Here is a 14,374-nt window from a genome sequence, read left to right as displayed (position 1 = left end):
ACGATCACTCTCCAGTCATTTAAATTAGTATTATTATAGTGCAATTAACATTATTTGTAACGCGATAAAGCGCCTTAATTTGGAAAAATATAAATGAAAACAAAATGCTTGCATTCTAAATCGATATAGATTATATTAATTGACATATCAACTATTGATACATCAAACGTTTTTGTTTTGTATGTAAAGGAGGGATAGTTTGACAAGTTCATGCTCAAAAGAAGCGATTATTTTATATAAATTACACTTTCTAAATAAAGAAGTAAGTTCGAAGTTTGAAGGTTGTACGGGTATGAGCCAGTCTCGATTAGAGCTTATACTTCAGTTATATGAAGTAGGTGAAATTAGTCAAAAAGCACTTCAGCAAGAAGTGAATATTGATAATGCTGCGATTACAAGGCATTTAAAGCAGCTTGAGGCAAATGAAATGATTGTAAGACGTAAAAATCCAGATGATAACAGAATTACGTTAGTTTCTCTTACTGAAGAGGGACGAAATAAAATTCAGGCGTTTCAAGAGGAAAAAGAACGTTTTGCAGCTTCAGCATTTAAAGGATTAAGTGAAGAACAGCGCGATAATCTTTTAACTATGTTAAATCACATTCAAGAAAATATAAAAGAATTATAAAAAAGGGAGAATACAACTATGACTAACTCAGTAAAAACAAATGATTTTAACGAAATTTTAACAGGACGTCGTTCAATTCGTAAGTACGACCCGTCGGTGAAAATTAGCAAAGAAGAAATGACAGAAATTCTTACAGAAGCAACACTTGCACCATCATCAGTAAACATGCAACCATGGAGATTCCTTGTGATTGAAAGTGACGAAGCAAAAGCAACACTTGCACCACTTGCGAAATTCAATCAATCTCAAGTAGAAACATCTTCAGCAATGATCGCTGTATTCGGTGACTTAAACAACTTTGATAACGCAGAAGAAATTTATGGTACAGCAGTAGAGCGCGGACTTATGCCAGCTGAAGTAAAAGAAGATCAAATGAAAAAACTTTCAGCTTATTTCTCAATGGTTACACCAGAAGTAATGAAAGACACAGTACTAATTGACGGTGGTCTTGTAGCAATGCAATTTATGTTAGCAGCTCGTGCTCACGGCTATGACACTTGTCCAATTGGTGGTTTTGAGAAAGATCAAATCGCAGAAGCTTTCGGACTAGATAAAGACCGTCACGTACCAGTTATGTTAATTTCAATCGGAAAAGCTGCTGACAGTGGTTACCAATCAGTACGTCTTCCAGTTGAAAAAGTTGCTGAGTGGAAGTAATTTTATAACAAGATAGAAATAAGTGAGATATGAGAGGGGAAACACCATGATTATAATTCACGCAATATTTCAGGGAGATCCAGCAAAACAACAATCATTTTTAGAAGAAATTCGTCCGCTCATTCATAGTTCAAGAGAAGAAAGTGGAAATGTATCTTATGACCTTTATAAAGATACAGAAAAAGAAAATGTATATACGATGGTAGAAGTATGGAAAGATGAAGCAGCAGTTGCGAGTCATAATACGAGTGAACACTTCACATCTTTCGTTAGTAAAGTAAAACAGTTTTTAACTGCTCCTCTAGATATAAAAGCTTACAATGGAGATTTAGTAAAATAACTTGATGAAAAAGATACCCTAAGCGATTGCTATGGGTATCTTTTATTATTTTGATAGGAATATATTTACTTCTAACTAAATGTGTTATAATTTGGAAATGAATAATTCTAAATTTTCAGAATAAATAAAGTTAGGAGATACATATATGAGTACATTAAAGAAAATTATGAACAATATTTCGAAGGTTATTATAGGAAAAGATGAAGCGATTGAACTTGCAGCTATAGCTCTTATAGCAAGAGGGCATATTTTATTAGAGGATGTACCTGGGACAGGAAAAACAACATTAGCGAAAAGTTTGGCTAAAAGTGTAGACGCTAAATTTCAAAGAATTCAATTCACAGCGGATACTTTGCCTGGAGATGTTATTGGTCTCGAATACTTTGATGTGAAGGAATCGGAATTTAAAACGAGGATAGGTCCTATTTTTGCAAATATAGTATTAGTGGATGAAATTAATCGAGCTGTACCGAGAACGCAATCTTCGTTACTGGAAGTTATGGAAGAACGTACTGTGACAATTGCGAAACAGACACATTCATTACCTGAGCCTTTTTTAGTAATTGCAACGCAAAATCCTCTTGAATCTGCTGGCACATTTCCGTTACCAGATGCTCAGTTAGACAGATTTTTACTCACAATACGCCAAGGTTATCCTACGAGAGAAGCTGAAAAGGAAATGATGAATCGGTTTCAAATGAATGATCCGTTAGAAACGTTACATTCTATTATTTCAAGTGAAGAAATTATTATGATGCAGAAGCGTGCAAGAGAAGTGTTAGTAGGAAATGATGTGCAAGATTATCTTCTTGAAATTATTGAGGCAACACGCACGCATGAGCTAATTGAAATTGGTGTAAGCCCGCGGGGGACTTTGGCATTTATGAGGGCGATTCAAGCAAGGGCTATATTAAATGAAAGAGATTACTGTACGCCAGATGATATAAAACAACTCGCTGCATCCATTTGCGCTCATCGTTTAACGTTAACGATTGAAGGGGAGATGAAAACGACGAAAGAACAAATCATGAAAGAAATTATTCATACGATTAGTGTGCCAGTGGAGAATTTACGATGAATCAACAGCTTGTGTATACACCTTTAGCGGAGCCTTTCGTAATGGGAGTTATGTCAGTTGTAGCCGTTATTTTATGTATATTTTCAAGTAATCTACTGTTTTTATCTCTCGTATTTTTGTTTGTAATTTTAATAGGTGCTATGTATGCATATATACGTAAAGTATCTCGTGTTGAATGGGAATATAGCCAAGGAAATTCAAACGTTTTTATAGGTGAAACGAGTGTGTGCAAAATAAAAATTTCCAATAAGTCGATATTTCCTATTTTCAATATCGTATTTCGATTTAAGTGTGAAAATAAGCTAACTTGGAATCATGATGAAATAAACAAAAATCATAGTACAGGTTCAAATTATTATATGAATTTTAATATAAAAGGAAGAGAGTCAGTTTCGTTTGATTTGCAAGCTGTAGCTGTAAAAAGAGGAATTGCGAAATGGGAAGAAGTTGAAATTGTCATTACGGATCCCTTTGGATTCATAACGAATCATATAACCTATAAACAAGTTGAAACGCCGTCCTATTTAGTTTTACCAGCTGTTCCGAAAATACAAGTTCCTGAATTACAAGAATGGTCACGGGGATTTCGAAAAGCGATGTCATCACCCTTATATGATGAAACGAAAGTAATGGGAGTGAAGTCTTATGAAAATGAAGATTTTCGTTCGATCCACTGGAGTGCAACAGCGAAAACAGGGGCGATAACTGCGAAAAAGTACGAGCGAACGCAATCAGATAAATACGCGATTTATCTCAACTTGCAAAATAAAAGTGGTGTTTCTTTGCGAAATGATACAGAGGAACTAATCGAATTAACGGCAGGCATATGTAAACAGCTGCTCATGCAAAACTGTTCATTTGAAGTATGGATCAATAGCGTAAAAGATAATGGATTATTGCATATAAAGAACGGTCATAACCGGAAACATTTGCAAAATGTATTAAAAGTACTTGCCGCGATATCGGACCAAGATACTCCTGTATCTTCTACTTACTTTTACACAGCAGGTTTTCGTCGTAAAGAATTGGATGCAGTTCCTTTAATTCTTGGTACTTCCCCAAGGAAATACAGCAGAACAAATAAATGGGTTGTAATTAAAGAATAAGAAGGGGTTTATGTCATGGCTAATAAAGAGAGACATGTGAAAGTAAAGTTGTGGAGTGTTAGAGTATTAATACTACTTTTCTTTACGGTTAGTGCGATAACGTTATCACAAGGTGTTGTGCATGTACAAGACATAGTAAAAGGGCTTTTTTCTAGTAAGACGGAGACAATATCGGAAAGAAATTATGATTTTACTAGTGTAGACGCACAGTTTGATGAACCAGAAAGAATTATAGATGAAGAAACAGGAGTTGTAGATACAAGAACAAAAATAGATAGGAAAATTCCACTTTTTGTACGAAAAAATTCATGGACTGATGTGTTTTCTGTTCTTTCAAATTCATGGATTAGTGTCGTTTTTTATGTAATTATTGCAGTGGTCATTCTATATGCTTTTTATAAATTAATGAGGAAAAAGGTAACGAAATCAGAAATACAACAGGATAAACAATCGATAACAAAAGAAAATATGGATAGAACCGAAAAGAACAAGAAAGTGAAGCATCAGTTTGAACAGCCGTTACCTAAAGATACGATAAGGAGAACGTTAGTTGAATGGGAAAGAACTTTACCATTTCACGAACAGAGAAGGTCCTATGAAACGATGCAACAATGGTTAACGAGAATTTGTAGAACGAGAGATATTATTCCGATATATGAGTCTGTCCGATATGGAGAAAAGACGTATACGGAGTTAGATGTAGAGAAGACTGTACGATGGATAGAGCGAGACGGGAAAGCGTGACATTAATATAAGTAAATGAAATTAACTGTAAATTAATTTCATTTACTTATATTTAATTACATGGTAATGTATACTTACTTTTTTATATCTTTATCAATGGAAAAAGTTTTCTTATTAGAGTATTTCACGTTAATTTTATATGAGTTTATCTTCGTTTCATCAATATAGAATGAAAAAGAGATGAATCAATTACGGGTATCATGTAAATAAAAAATATAATTTATATTTAAATTTTTGTAAGGGTGTGAAAATAGAATGAAACCGGTATTGAAAAACATACTCCTTTCCTTTATTTTTTCTACAGCAGGGATGTGTTGGTTTCTGTTTATGTTAGTTAGAGGAGGCGGAGACTGGTTATTGTCTTGGATAGGTGTAATAATGGCCTTTTTATCTTTATACACGTTAATAGATTTATATTGTAAGTATACATACGATAAAAAATTAAGTAAATTGTTTATCAAAGCAACAATTACTACCTTTAGTTTTGCAGTATTGGGAATTACATTTGGTATTGTACACGAACTATTACAGCCATGGAGTCTCAGTTTAATGGTTTGGTATTGGTTGTTAGTGTTACTTTTATTTGTAAAGACCATAATATTATTAGTTTTTGTATTATTTGTTAATCGTAAAAATTATAATATCCCTGGGAGATATAGAATACTTATACTGTTTAATCTATTTCTTACGTTAGCACCAGTGCTGTGTCCATTACTTCTTACTATTATCGGGAATGGCATGAACGCTAGTGCAGGATGGTAAAAATGAAGGAACTAAAAAGTTGATATAGGGTTTTAAGTATGTAAGAGAACGTGTTTTGATAAATTGAAAACACGTTCTTTTTTTATTTTCATACATGATTTTTTCCCATCTGGTTGTCTAATTTTGAAAGTAAGTATTTCGTAAGGAATGGATAAGAAAAAAGAGAGTTTTATCATATAGGATAAAAGTATAGCTTGAATCAATACGATATGAATAGGGGAGAGAAAACCTTATGAAAAAATGTAATTCAATGAAGTTAGCGAGTTTGACAGTTTTATTAGCGGGTACTACTCTATTTACACCTGGTTTTACTGTGAAAGCAGAGTCTACTCAAAATATTTCTAATTCGTCACAAGAACCTAATCAAAAGAATCGGAATGGATGGAAACAAGTAATGCAGGAAACAATACAAATTGGGGCACCAGGGGTATTAGCTAAGACGTCTAATAAAGGGAAAGTTAATAGTTATACTGCTGGCGTGGCGGATTTAATTACAAAGAAACCGGTGAAATCGGATTTTCGCTTTCGGATTGGTAGTGTGACGAAAACTTTTACTGCCACGACTGTTCTGCAATTAGTAGGAGAAAATCGCGTACAACTTGACGATCCAATTGAAAAGTGGCTGCCGGGTCTCGTGCAAGGAAATGGGTATGATGGAAATCAAATTACGATACGACAACTTTTGAATCATACGAGTGGTATCGCTGAATATTTAAATTCAAAAGACGCGGACGTAATGAATTCGAAAAAAACGTATACAGCAGAAGAAATAGTGAAAATAGGCCTTTCTCTGCCTCCAGATTTCTCGCCGGGCAAAGACTGGTTGTATTCAAACACAGGATATGTAATATTGGGAATGCTAATTGAAAAAATAACTGGTAATAGTTATGCGGAAGAAATTGAAAAGCGAATTATTGAACCTCTGGACTTGCCAAATACGTTTTTACCAGGAAATTCACCCGTCATCCCAGGAAAGAATCATGCTCGTGGATATGTGAAAATGGAAGAAACAGGCGAGTTGAAAGACATTACGTATTATAATCCGAGTTTAGCTAATGCAGCTGGAGATATGATTTCTAATGCGGATGATTTAAACAAGTTCTTTTCATCTTTACTCGGTGGTAAGTTACTGAAGGAACGCGAGCTAAAAGAAATGCTTACTACAGTTCCTGTAGAAGGAAAGGGGGTTGGGGATGGATATGGTCTTGGAATCTATGAGACTAAACTTCCAAATGGTGTCTCAGTATGGGGGCACGGAGGATCAATTCCTGGGTTTATGACTTTTGCTGGTGGAGTAATTGGAGGCAAGCATACATTTGCTGTCAATGCTAATTCTTTAGGTCCGGTTGATATTCTTACACAGTTTAATAAAATGATGCAAGTTGAATTTAATAAATAGATGAAAAGAAAGTGAATGGGAATTAACTATAGTTGGATCATATAGGAAGCTATTAACGAGGCGGAATATTTCGGTATTAATTGCTAGTGTTCGTATGATTTTAAACGACCATAATATCATTAGTTCGTCTCATATTTGTTAATCGTAAAAATCTTAATTTTACCGGAGGATATAGTATACTCATACTTCTAAATATACTGCTTACGTAAGAACCAGTATTATGGCCGCTATTCATTTAAATGGTAAGAATGCAAGTGCAGATTGGTAAAGTGAATATAAGTTATAAAATATTTGAAAGAACGTGTTTATTAATAAACACGTTCTTTTTTGATATAAATAAGAATTTAATTTCAATCGTTCTGAATGACTTTCACAACTTTTGCAGGTACTCCGGCAACGACAGTATTTTCAGGCACATCTTTCGTAACAACTGCACCTGCAGCAACAACTGAATTGTTTCCTATAGTCACACCAGGTAGTATGGTTGCACTAGAACCGATCCATACATTTTCACCAATTGTAACAGGGGAGGCGTATGTTGTGTTTCTAGTTTCTAAAGTTAGTCCGTGATTAAGTGTGGCAATTGTCACATTCATACCGATCATACAATTATCTCCTATATGAATTCCACCTCTATCTTGAAAGGAACATCCGGTATTAAAAAATACGTTTTTTCCAATCGTAATATTTTTACCGAAGTCTGTATGAAACGGCGGAAAGCACATAAAAGATGAATCAATGTTGTTACCTGTCAATTCACTAAAAAGCGCTACAATTTCTTCCTTAGGATGATGGGATGTATTTAATTTCATTGTTATCTTCTGAGCTTCATAACTACATTGAACTAGTAGATCATGTAAGTCTTTATCCTCGCCGGAAATCGGATTGCCTGCCTTACAAAAACTTATAAAATCTTTCATATCCATTATATTACTCCTCCTCTAATGAATTAATCTTTTCAATGCAATCATAAAATGATACGATTCCGATATCAAATACCTATATTAAATACATTCATATGCTTATTAGCTATATGAAAAAGGAGACTTTTGTGGAAATTCGAGTGTTACGTTATTTTATTGCTGTAGCAAATGAAGAGAGTATTTCAGCAGCTGCAAAACAATTACATTTGTCGCAGCCTACATTATCAAGGCAACTGAAAGATTTAGAAATGGAATTAGGAACAGATTTATTTATAAGAGGAAATAGAAAAATCTCATTGACAGAAGAGGGGAAATACTTATTTAAGAAGGCGAAGGAAATTGTTGATTTAGCAGACAAAACGAAAGCGAACTTAAAAGATTCAAAAGAAATGATAAGCGGGGAAGTTTATATTGGTGCTGGTGAAACGGAAGCGATGCATCTTATTGCAAAAACATTAAAAGTATTAATAAAAGACTATCCAAGTATTCGATTTCATTTGTACAGTGGAAATGCTGATGACATTAAGAATAAATTAGATAGTGGATTATTAGATTTTGGTGTCGTTATAGAGCCAACAGATAAGCAAAAATATGAATATTTACAATTGCCAGCAAAAGATACTTGGGGGTATTAATGTGTAAAGATAGTCCTTTAGCTGATAAACAAGTTATTAGCCCAGTGGATTTAATAGATAAACCACTATTCATTTCACGACAAGCTACTGTTAGTAATGAATTAACAGGATGGTTTGGACAAAATATAGATAATGTAAATATCATCGCAACCTATAATTTGCTTTATAACGCAACACTTATGGTTGAAAAAGGTATTGGATATGCATTATGTATAGATAAAATAATCAACACGTCAGGAAACAGCAAACTTTGCTTTAAACCATTACAACCTAAATTAGAAGCAAACTTAAATATTATTTGGAAAAAGAATCAAGTATTTTCAAATGCAGCTCATGCATTTATCAATCAGCTCCGAAATAGTATGAACTAATCATAATGTAAAATGCAAAACGTGCCATCGTATTAAGGTGACACGTTTTTGCCCTTACGAAATATTCAATATCCTTTCAAAGGTTCCAGTAAAACAACTTCACAGAAGTGTTTATGTTCAAATGGGGAAGAAGTGAATAATAAAATGATATGGATTCTGAAAATTGTAATTTTTATGATTGTTAAATATAATAGGGGTACATATCGAGTGGTCTTGAATGAAAAATAGTTTAGTTTATTAATTGTTTTTCATCTTAAATAATATAGCATTGGAGTTGAATACAGTGGAACAAAAGTATTTCAGATGGAGTAACGAGCAATTACGAGAACATGTTGAAGTAATAGACGGAACGAGAAGTCCGCACATTGTATTAAGGAATGCAACATATTTAAATACCTATATGCGCGAGTGGGTACAAGCAAATATTTGGATCTATGATGATCGTATTATTTATGTAGGAGAAAAACTACCGGCGCAACTACAAGAATGTGAAGTCATTGATTGTGATGGAAAGTATGTAGTTCCTGGTTACATAGAACCGCATGCACATCCTTATCAATTATACAATCCAGAAACTTTAGCGAATTATGCGATGCAATTTGGGACGACGACTTTTATTAACGATAATTTAACTTTATTTTTCACATTACAACGTGAAGAAGCATTTCGTTTATTAGATGAATTTGAAAAGATTCCAGCTAGTATGTATTGGTGGTGCCGTTTTGATGGACAAACTGAATTGCAAAACGGGGAATCTTTATTTAATCGTGAAGAAATAATAGAGTGGCTTAAGCATAAAGCAGTTCTTCAAGGCGGCGAGCTAACAGCGTGGCCAAAGTTATTACATGGCGATGATGAAATGTTACATTGGGTGCAGGAAACGAAACGATTACATAAAAAAGTGGAAGGACATTTTCCAGGTGCATCTGAAACGACTTTAGCGAAATTAAAACTGCTAGGTACAGATTGTGATCATGAAGCAATGACAGGGCAAGAAGCTTTCGCTCGTCTTATGCAAGGTTACACGGTTTCCTTAAGGAATTCTTCAATCCGCCCAGATTTAGAAGTGTTACTGAAAGAATTGTTGGAAATAGGAGTAAAACAGTTTGATAGATTCATTCTTACTACAGACGGCTCACATCCTTCGTTTTATGAAAATGGAATGACAAACGTAATGATATCTACCGCGATAAAACAAGGAGTGCCAGTAATAGATGCTTATCATATGGCAAGCTATAATATCGCTCGTTATTACAATATGGAACATGTACATGGTTCAATTGCGACAGGCAGAATAGCTAATATTAATATTTTGGAAAGTAAAGAAAACCCAGTGCCAACGAGCGTAATTGCAAAGGGGAAATGGGTGAAGCGTGACGGAATAAATAAAAATGAATCCTTACTTATAGACTGGAGTAAATTCAAAGTAACTCCATTATTATTAGACTGGTCTATAGAAAAAGAGGATATGGTTTTTACTAATAAAATAGGAATACAATTATTAAATAACGTTATAACAAAACCATACACGACTGATATTGATTTAAACAGTGATGAACTTTCTCTAGAACATGATGAGTGTTTTCTTTTAATGATTGCTCGTGACGGTACGTGGCGAGTGAATACAGTCGTTAAAGGTTTTGCGAAAGAACTAGGTGGGATTGCTAGCTCTTATTCTGGTACGGGTGACATCATTCTTATTGGAAAGAGTAAAGGAGATATGCTTACAGCTTTTCATAGGATAAAAGAGCTTGGCGGGGGAATGGTAATAGCTGAAAAGAATGAAGTATTACACGAAATAGCATTGCCATTGCTCGGGATTATGTCTAATTTAAAAATGAGTGAATTAATACAAGAAGAGAAACAGATGGTGAAATTACTACAAGAGCGTGGCTACGCGTATGATGATCCAGCATTTACAATTTTATTCTTTTCTGCGACGCACTTGCCTTTTATACGGGTAACGCCTATAGGGCTATATGATGTGAAAAGTGGAAAGGTAGTTGCTATGCCGGTGAATGTAATAAAAAAATATTAGACGGAAAGATCCTATAAAAGATGTATTTTGTAGGATCTTTCTCATTTCTAGCATAAGAAGATTGTAAGGCTCAAATGATATAGTATCTAAATCATTTGAGGTGATATGTAAATATGAAAAAAATATTATACATTTTAAGCGTATTTATTCTGTGTGTATCAATACAACACGTTGTACACTCCCAATCAGATGCACCCAGGTTATCTTCGGATTGTCTTGAAGAAAGGAAAGTTCGAGATGAAAAGTATGTGAAGAATATAATACAGGACATTAAATCCACATTTAATTTAAATATTGATGAACATAGTTTTTGGGAAGTAAGTAAAAGAGATCTGGAGGCAGCCCATTTGATGTATGGTGGAAAGGAAAATGATTCTTATTATAATTCGCTAACTAAAATTTATGATAGTGGTGGATTTAGCGAGCAGCCCAGCTTATTTGTGAGGGCGCAAGAAGCATTTTTACTTTATAAAGAAAAAGATAATATCAATGTAATGAAACGCTTAAAACTAGACGTTGAAAAAGGGGAATGGCTCGTTATAAAAACGAAAAAGAAGAAAGGGAAAAAAGTGAAATTTAAGCCGTTACAATGTGAAAAAGATTATTTAAAAAAGAGAAATGAGTACCATAATTTAGAATGAAAAAAAGGGGATTTTGAAGGAGAAAAAATTGTTACTCATTGTAAATGAAGAGATGGAAATCCCTGGTAATTCCGCCGTAAAAAACGTCATTTTTAAAGTTTAAAATGACGTTTTTATTTATTCTTAAAGCTTTTGCATGGCACTCTCAATTTTATTCACCAAATCAGCTGACACGTTATGAAAATATCCTAAAACGATCTTTCTAATATCATTGGATATAACTTTCAAATCGCTAGCTAAGTTTTCAGCAAGATGTTCTTTTTCTATCGGTTTTAACTTTGCATAAAATTCACCAGCCTGCGTAAAGTCATCTTGTTTCGTTATAGAAGTTCTTTCAAGTTTACCTTCAACGTATCTTCCGTCACCGCTCGTTATTTGATTAGCAGGCGTCCAATCTTTTTGCTTGTTAATCGTTAATTTCCGAAATTCGGGACCAATTCTTCTTCTTTGAGAATCACTATAAATGTTCGCACGTCCTTGCAACATTTTATCATCTGATAATTCAGCACCGTCAAGTAAATTAGAAGGGGAGAAGGCGACTTTTTCTACTTCTTCCATATAATTTTCAGGGTTTTTATTTAATACCATTTTGCCTACTGGTATAAGAGGATATGACTTTTCATCCCATACTTTTGTATCATCTAAAGGGTCATAAGAAAGATGTTCTTCATCTTTCGGATCCATGAGCTGGACATATAATCCGTATTCCACTGGTTTACCATTTGCAATTGCATCATATAAATCTTTCCCGCTATAATCAGGGTTTTCGGCAGCCAGTTTATTTGCTGCCTCACTAGTAATGAATTGTACACCTTCAAATGGGTACCAATGATACTTTACATATTTGCGGTTACCTTCTGCATTTCTCCAAACATATGTATTAACACTATGTCCTGGGATGTGGCGCAGACTTTTGGCCGTACCAGCATCAGAATATAAATGGACAACGAAATGAATGGATTCAGGTGCTTTAGCGACGAAACTCCAAAATCTATTAGGGTCTAGTAAGTTATTTTTAGGTGAAGGTGACAACGCGTGAATCGTTTCCGGGAAGCGTATTGGATCACGAACGGAAAAGACAGGGATGTGATTACATAAAAGATCGAAAATACCTTCCTTTGTATAAAACTTTGTAGAAAAACCGCGTACATTTCTAGAAGTATCAGGTGTTCCTTTCGTACTAACAGCTAATGAAAATCGCACCATAACAGGAACTTTCTCATTAGAATGTTGTAGAAAACTTAGTTTCGTATGTTCAGACATTGGATAGATCGTTTGAAAATAACCGAACGCACCAAATCCTTTTACATGAACAGGTCTTTCTAAAATTTTTTCGTGAATAAATTCTTGTAACGTCTCGTTAAGTACACTATCTTGCTCTAGAACAGGTCCACGCGAACCAACTGTTTGAGAGTGAAGTGTAGCTTGTTCATTACGTTCTTCATTTGCATTACAGCCTTTCCCCAGTAAAGATTGCCCCTGTTTATTATAGTTTTCATTCATCGATATTGCCTCCAAATCTTTTTTGTCCATTGTTACTAAATATGATTTCATAGCCTTGATTATGTATGCCATGCAAAATAGTAACAGACCGCTAGATGAAAAAAACGCACATGTAGTGGACCTGTTGAAATAGAAGAAATTATGGAAAAATGGATATCGAGAAGAAAATTACTATTAAAATTACAATCTTAAAAATGAAATTATACATGACTTTATAGAGAATAAACATAAATAAACAGGGAAAGTAACTAGGAGGAATTTAAAATGTCAGATTGGTTTCAATTAGATAAAGAATATATGATGCCTACGTATTGTCGTATGCAGGTTGCAATAGAAAGAGGAGAAGGATGCAACCTTTATGATGTGGATGGTAAAGAGTATGTAGATTTATTTTCTGGTGTGGGAGTGAACGTATTAGGATACAATCACCCGAAAATCGTGCAAACGACAATGGAGCAAGTTACAAAATCGTTACATCTCCCATTTCATTTTTTAAATCCAGTTGCGATTGAATATGCAAAGAAATTAGTGGATTGCTCATTAAAAAACGGAAAAGTCTTTTTTACAAACTCTGGTACGGAAGCGACAGAAACGACATTAAAATTAATTGATAAATATAGAGCTATTACACATGAAGAACGTGAAGGGATTGTGGTGCTGAAAAATAGTTTCCACGGTCGAACATTAGGAGCACTTCATTTTACGAGACAAGAAAGTGTATATCAAAATTTTCCTAAAACATCGATTCCGATATATGAAGTAGAGCGTGAGAATATTGAGCAATTAGAAGAAACAATTATTCATGAAAATCCGATTGCGATTATGCTAGAGCCTGTATTAGGTAGCGGGGGGATATACCCTTTATCAAGTGAATATTTGCAAAGCGTTCAACATCTTTGCGATACATACAATGTACTTCTAATAGTTGATGAAGTTCAAAGTGGTATGGGGAGAACTGGTAAACTATTTGCTTATCAAAATTTCAATATTACACCGGATGTTATTCAAATTGGTAAAGGAGCAGGTGGCGGGATACCATTAGGTGGAATTATTGTTGGTGAAAAGTTATGTGATGTATTTGCACCAGGAGATCACGGCACAACATTTGCTCATTCATCAATGGGAACGGCTTTAGGATTAACGGTATTAAACACATTAATTGACGATGGTTTAATGCAAGAAGCGTATGAAACGTCACTATATTTAAATGATAAATTGCAAGAAATTCAGAAAGAAAATTCTTATTATATTCAGGAAGTACGTCATGCTGGCATGATGTTTGGAATTAGTTTGAATGATACAAATGAAAATGTGAAGAAATTACAGGTAGAGCTAATGGAGAATGGGATATTAGTTGATGTCACAAAAGGGAACATCATTCGCTTACTTCCTCCATATATAATTACAAAAGAAGAAATTGATGCATTTATTAATCAGTTTATTTTTTGTATGAATAAAGTTGCTGCTGTAGTAAGTGCTTAAAAATTAAAAGCTATATTTTATATAAAGTGCACCCTAATTGTTAGTAATATTTTTACAATTGGGGTGC

The 14,374-nt window shown here is 34.2% G+C and carries 13 protein-coding genes and 2 pseudogenes; 13 read left to right on the top strand and 2 right to left on the bottom strand.

Going from position 1 to position 14,374, the window contains the following annotated elements; all coding sequences use genetic code 11:
* Positions 1–199: 199 nt before the first annotated feature.
* The 9 genes and pseudogenes from VF726_RS16635 to VF726_RS16595 form a co-directional block, all read left to right on the top strand.
* Positions 200–628: a MarR family winged helix-turn-helix transcriptional regulator gene (locus VF726_RS16635; protein WP_100910167.1), complete on the top strand. Its 429-nt coding sequence runs from the start codon at positions 200–202 to the stop codon at positions 626–628.
* Between the two features lie 18 nt (positions 629–646).
* Complete coding sequence (locus VF726_RS16630; protein ID WP_440170261.1) at positions 647–1,285, top strand: nitroreductase family protein; 639 nt, start codon at positions 647–649, stop codon at positions 1,283–1,285.
* Between the two features lie 46 nt (positions 1,286–1,331).
* On the top strand, positions 1,332–1,625 hold the full coding sequence (locus VF726_RS16625; RefSeq protein WP_440170258.1) for a putative quinol monooxygenase: 294 nt from the start codon (positions 1,332–1,334) through the stop codon (positions 1,623–1,625).
* Positions 1,626–1,770: 145 nt separating this feature from the next.
* Positions 1,771–2,703, top strand: a complete 933-nt coding sequence (locus VF726_RS16620) for an AAA family ATPase (RefSeq protein ID WP_440170256.1) — start codon at positions 1,771–1,773, stop codon at positions 2,701–2,703.
* On the top strand, positions 2,700–3,809 hold the full coding sequence (locus tag VF726_RS16615; protein WP_440170253.1) for a DUF58 domain-containing protein: 1,110 nt from the start codon (positions 2,700–2,702) through the stop codon (positions 3,807–3,809). The genes VF726_RS16620 and VF726_RS16615 overlap by 4 nt, the downstream gene beginning before the upstream one ends.
* A gap of 15 nt (positions 3,810–3,824) precedes the next feature.
* Positions 3,825–4,553, top strand: coding sequence for a signal peptidase II (locus VF726_RS16610; RefSeq protein ID WP_440170251.1), 729 nt, complete (start codon positions 3,825–3,827; stop codon positions 4,551–4,553).
* A gap of 255 nt (positions 4,554–4,808) precedes the next feature.
* Entirely contained in the window at positions 4,809–5,315 is a 507-nt protein-coding gene (locus tag VF726_RS16605) for a DUF3902 family protein (protein ID WP_440170249.1), read from the top strand.
* Positions 5,316–5,547: 232 nt separating this feature from the next.
* Complete coding sequence (locus VF726_RS16600) at positions 5,548–6,714, top strand: serine hydrolase domain-containing protein (RefSeq protein ID WP_440170247.1); 1,167 nt, start codon at positions 5,548–5,550, stop codon at positions 6,712–6,714.
* A gap of 104 nt (positions 6,715–6,818) precedes the next feature.
* Positions 6,819–6,920: pseudogene (locus tag VF726_RS16595) on the top strand (DUF3902 family protein); the annotation flags it as partial.
* Positions 6,921–7,064: 144 nt separating this feature from the next.
* Here VF726_RS16595 and VF726_RS16590 read toward each other — a convergent pair.
* Positions 7,065–7,640 (bottom strand): sugar O-acetyltransferase, encoded by a 576-nt coding sequence (locus VF726_RS16590; protein WP_440170244.1) that lies wholly within the window; start codon positions 7,638–7,640, stop codon positions 7,065–7,067.
* 125 nt (positions 7,641–7,765) lie between these two features.
* On the opposite strand from VF726_RS16590, the pseudogene VF726_RS16585 reads away from it, so the two are divergent.
* The 3 genes and pseudogenes from VF726_RS16585 to VF726_RS16575 all read left to right on the top strand — a co-directional run bounded on the left by VF726_RS16585 (position 7,766) and on the right by VF726_RS16575 (position 11,322).
* Positions 7,766–8,643, top strand: a pseudogene (locus tag VF726_RS16585) (LysR family transcriptional regulator).
* Between the two features lie 283 nt (positions 8,644–8,926).
* Complete coding sequence (locus tag VF726_RS16580) at positions 8,927–10,681, top strand: adenine deaminase C-terminal domain-containing protein (protein WP_440170241.1); 1,755 nt, start codon at positions 8,927–8,929, stop codon at positions 10,679–10,681.
* Positions 10,682–10,794: 113 nt separating this feature from the next.
* A complete protein-coding gene (locus tag VF726_RS16575; protein WP_440170239.1) occupies positions 10,795–11,322 on the top strand; it encodes a hypothetical protein in 528 nt (175 codons plus the stop codon).
* A 123-nt stretch (positions 11,323–11,445) separates the two neighbouring features.
* Here the strand turns inward: VF726_RS16575 and VF726_RS16570 are convergent, their stop codons facing one another.
* The gene (locus VF726_RS16570) at positions 11,446–12,855 is read right to left on the bottom strand and encodes a catalase (RefSeq protein WP_440171405.1); all 1,410 of its coding nucleotides are present in this window, start codon (positions 12,853–12,855) and stop codon (positions 11,446–11,448) included.
* A 234-nt stretch (positions 12,856–13,089) separates the two neighbouring features.
* Here VF726_RS16570 and VF726_RS16565 point away from each other — a divergent pair, with 234 nt between their 5' ends.
* Positions 13,090–14,307 (top strand): aspartate aminotransferase family protein, encoded by a 1,218-nt coding sequence (locus tag VF726_RS16565; protein WP_440170237.1) that lies wholly within the window; start codon positions 13,090–13,092, stop codon positions 14,305–14,307.
* Positions 14,308–14,374 lie beyond the last annotated feature (67 nt).

The organism is Bacillus sp. Brlt_9 (assembly GCF_051948935.1).
Classification (GTDB): domain Bacteria; phylum Bacillota; class Bacilli; order Bacillales; family Bacillaceae_G; genus Bacillus_A.
Note: the sequence above shows the minus strand (reverse complement) of the source record. Positions and strands in the feature narration are given on the sequence as shown.

What these genes read in the sequence shown, in the direction of transcription:
- VF726_RS16630 (WP_440170261.1), top strand. Translation starts at nt 647, where the DNA reads ATGACTAACTCAGTAAAAACAAATGATTTTAACGAAATTTTAACAGGA.
- VF726_RS16625 (WP_440170258.1), top strand. Translation starts at nt 1,332, where the DNA reads ATGATTATAATTCACGCAATATTTCAGGGAGATCCAGCAAAACAACAA.
- VF726_RS16620 (WP_440170256.1), top strand. Translation starts at nt 1,771, where the DNA reads ATGAGTACATTAAAGAAAATTATGAACAATATTTCGAAGGTTATTATA.
- VF726_RS16615 (WP_440170253.1), top strand. Translation starts at nt 2,700, where the DNA reads ATGAATCAACAGCTTGTGTATACACCTTTAGCGGAGCCTTTCGTAATG.
- VF726_RS16610 (WP_440170251.1), top strand. Translation starts at nt 3,825, where the DNA reads ATGGCTAATAAAGAGAGACATGTGAAAGTAAAGTTGTGGAGTGTTAGA.
- VF726_RS16605 (WP_440170249.1), top strand. Translation starts at nt 4,809, where the DNA reads ATGAAACCGGTATTGAAAAACATACTCCTTTCCTTTATTTTTTCTACA.
- VF726_RS16600 (WP_440170247.1), top strand. Translation starts at nt 5,548, where the DNA reads ATGAAAAAATGTAATTCAATGAAGTTAGCGAGTTTGACAGTTTTATTA.
- VF726_RS16590 (WP_440170244.1), bottom strand. Translation starts at nt 7,640, where the DNA reads ATGGATATGAAAGATTTTATAAGTTTTTGTAAGGCAGGCAATCCGATT.
- VF726_RS16575 (WP_440170239.1), top strand. Translation starts at nt 10,795, where the DNA reads ATGAAAAAAATATTATACATTTTAAGCGTATTTATTCTGTGTGTATCA.
- VF726_RS16570 (WP_440171405.1), bottom strand. Translation starts at nt 12,855, where the DNA reads ATGGACAAAAAAGATTTGGAGGCAATATCGATGAATGAAAACTATAAT.
- VF726_RS16565 (WP_440170237.1), top strand. Translation starts at nt 13,090, where the DNA reads ATGTCAGATTGGTTTCAATTAGATAAAGAATATATGATGCCTACGTAT.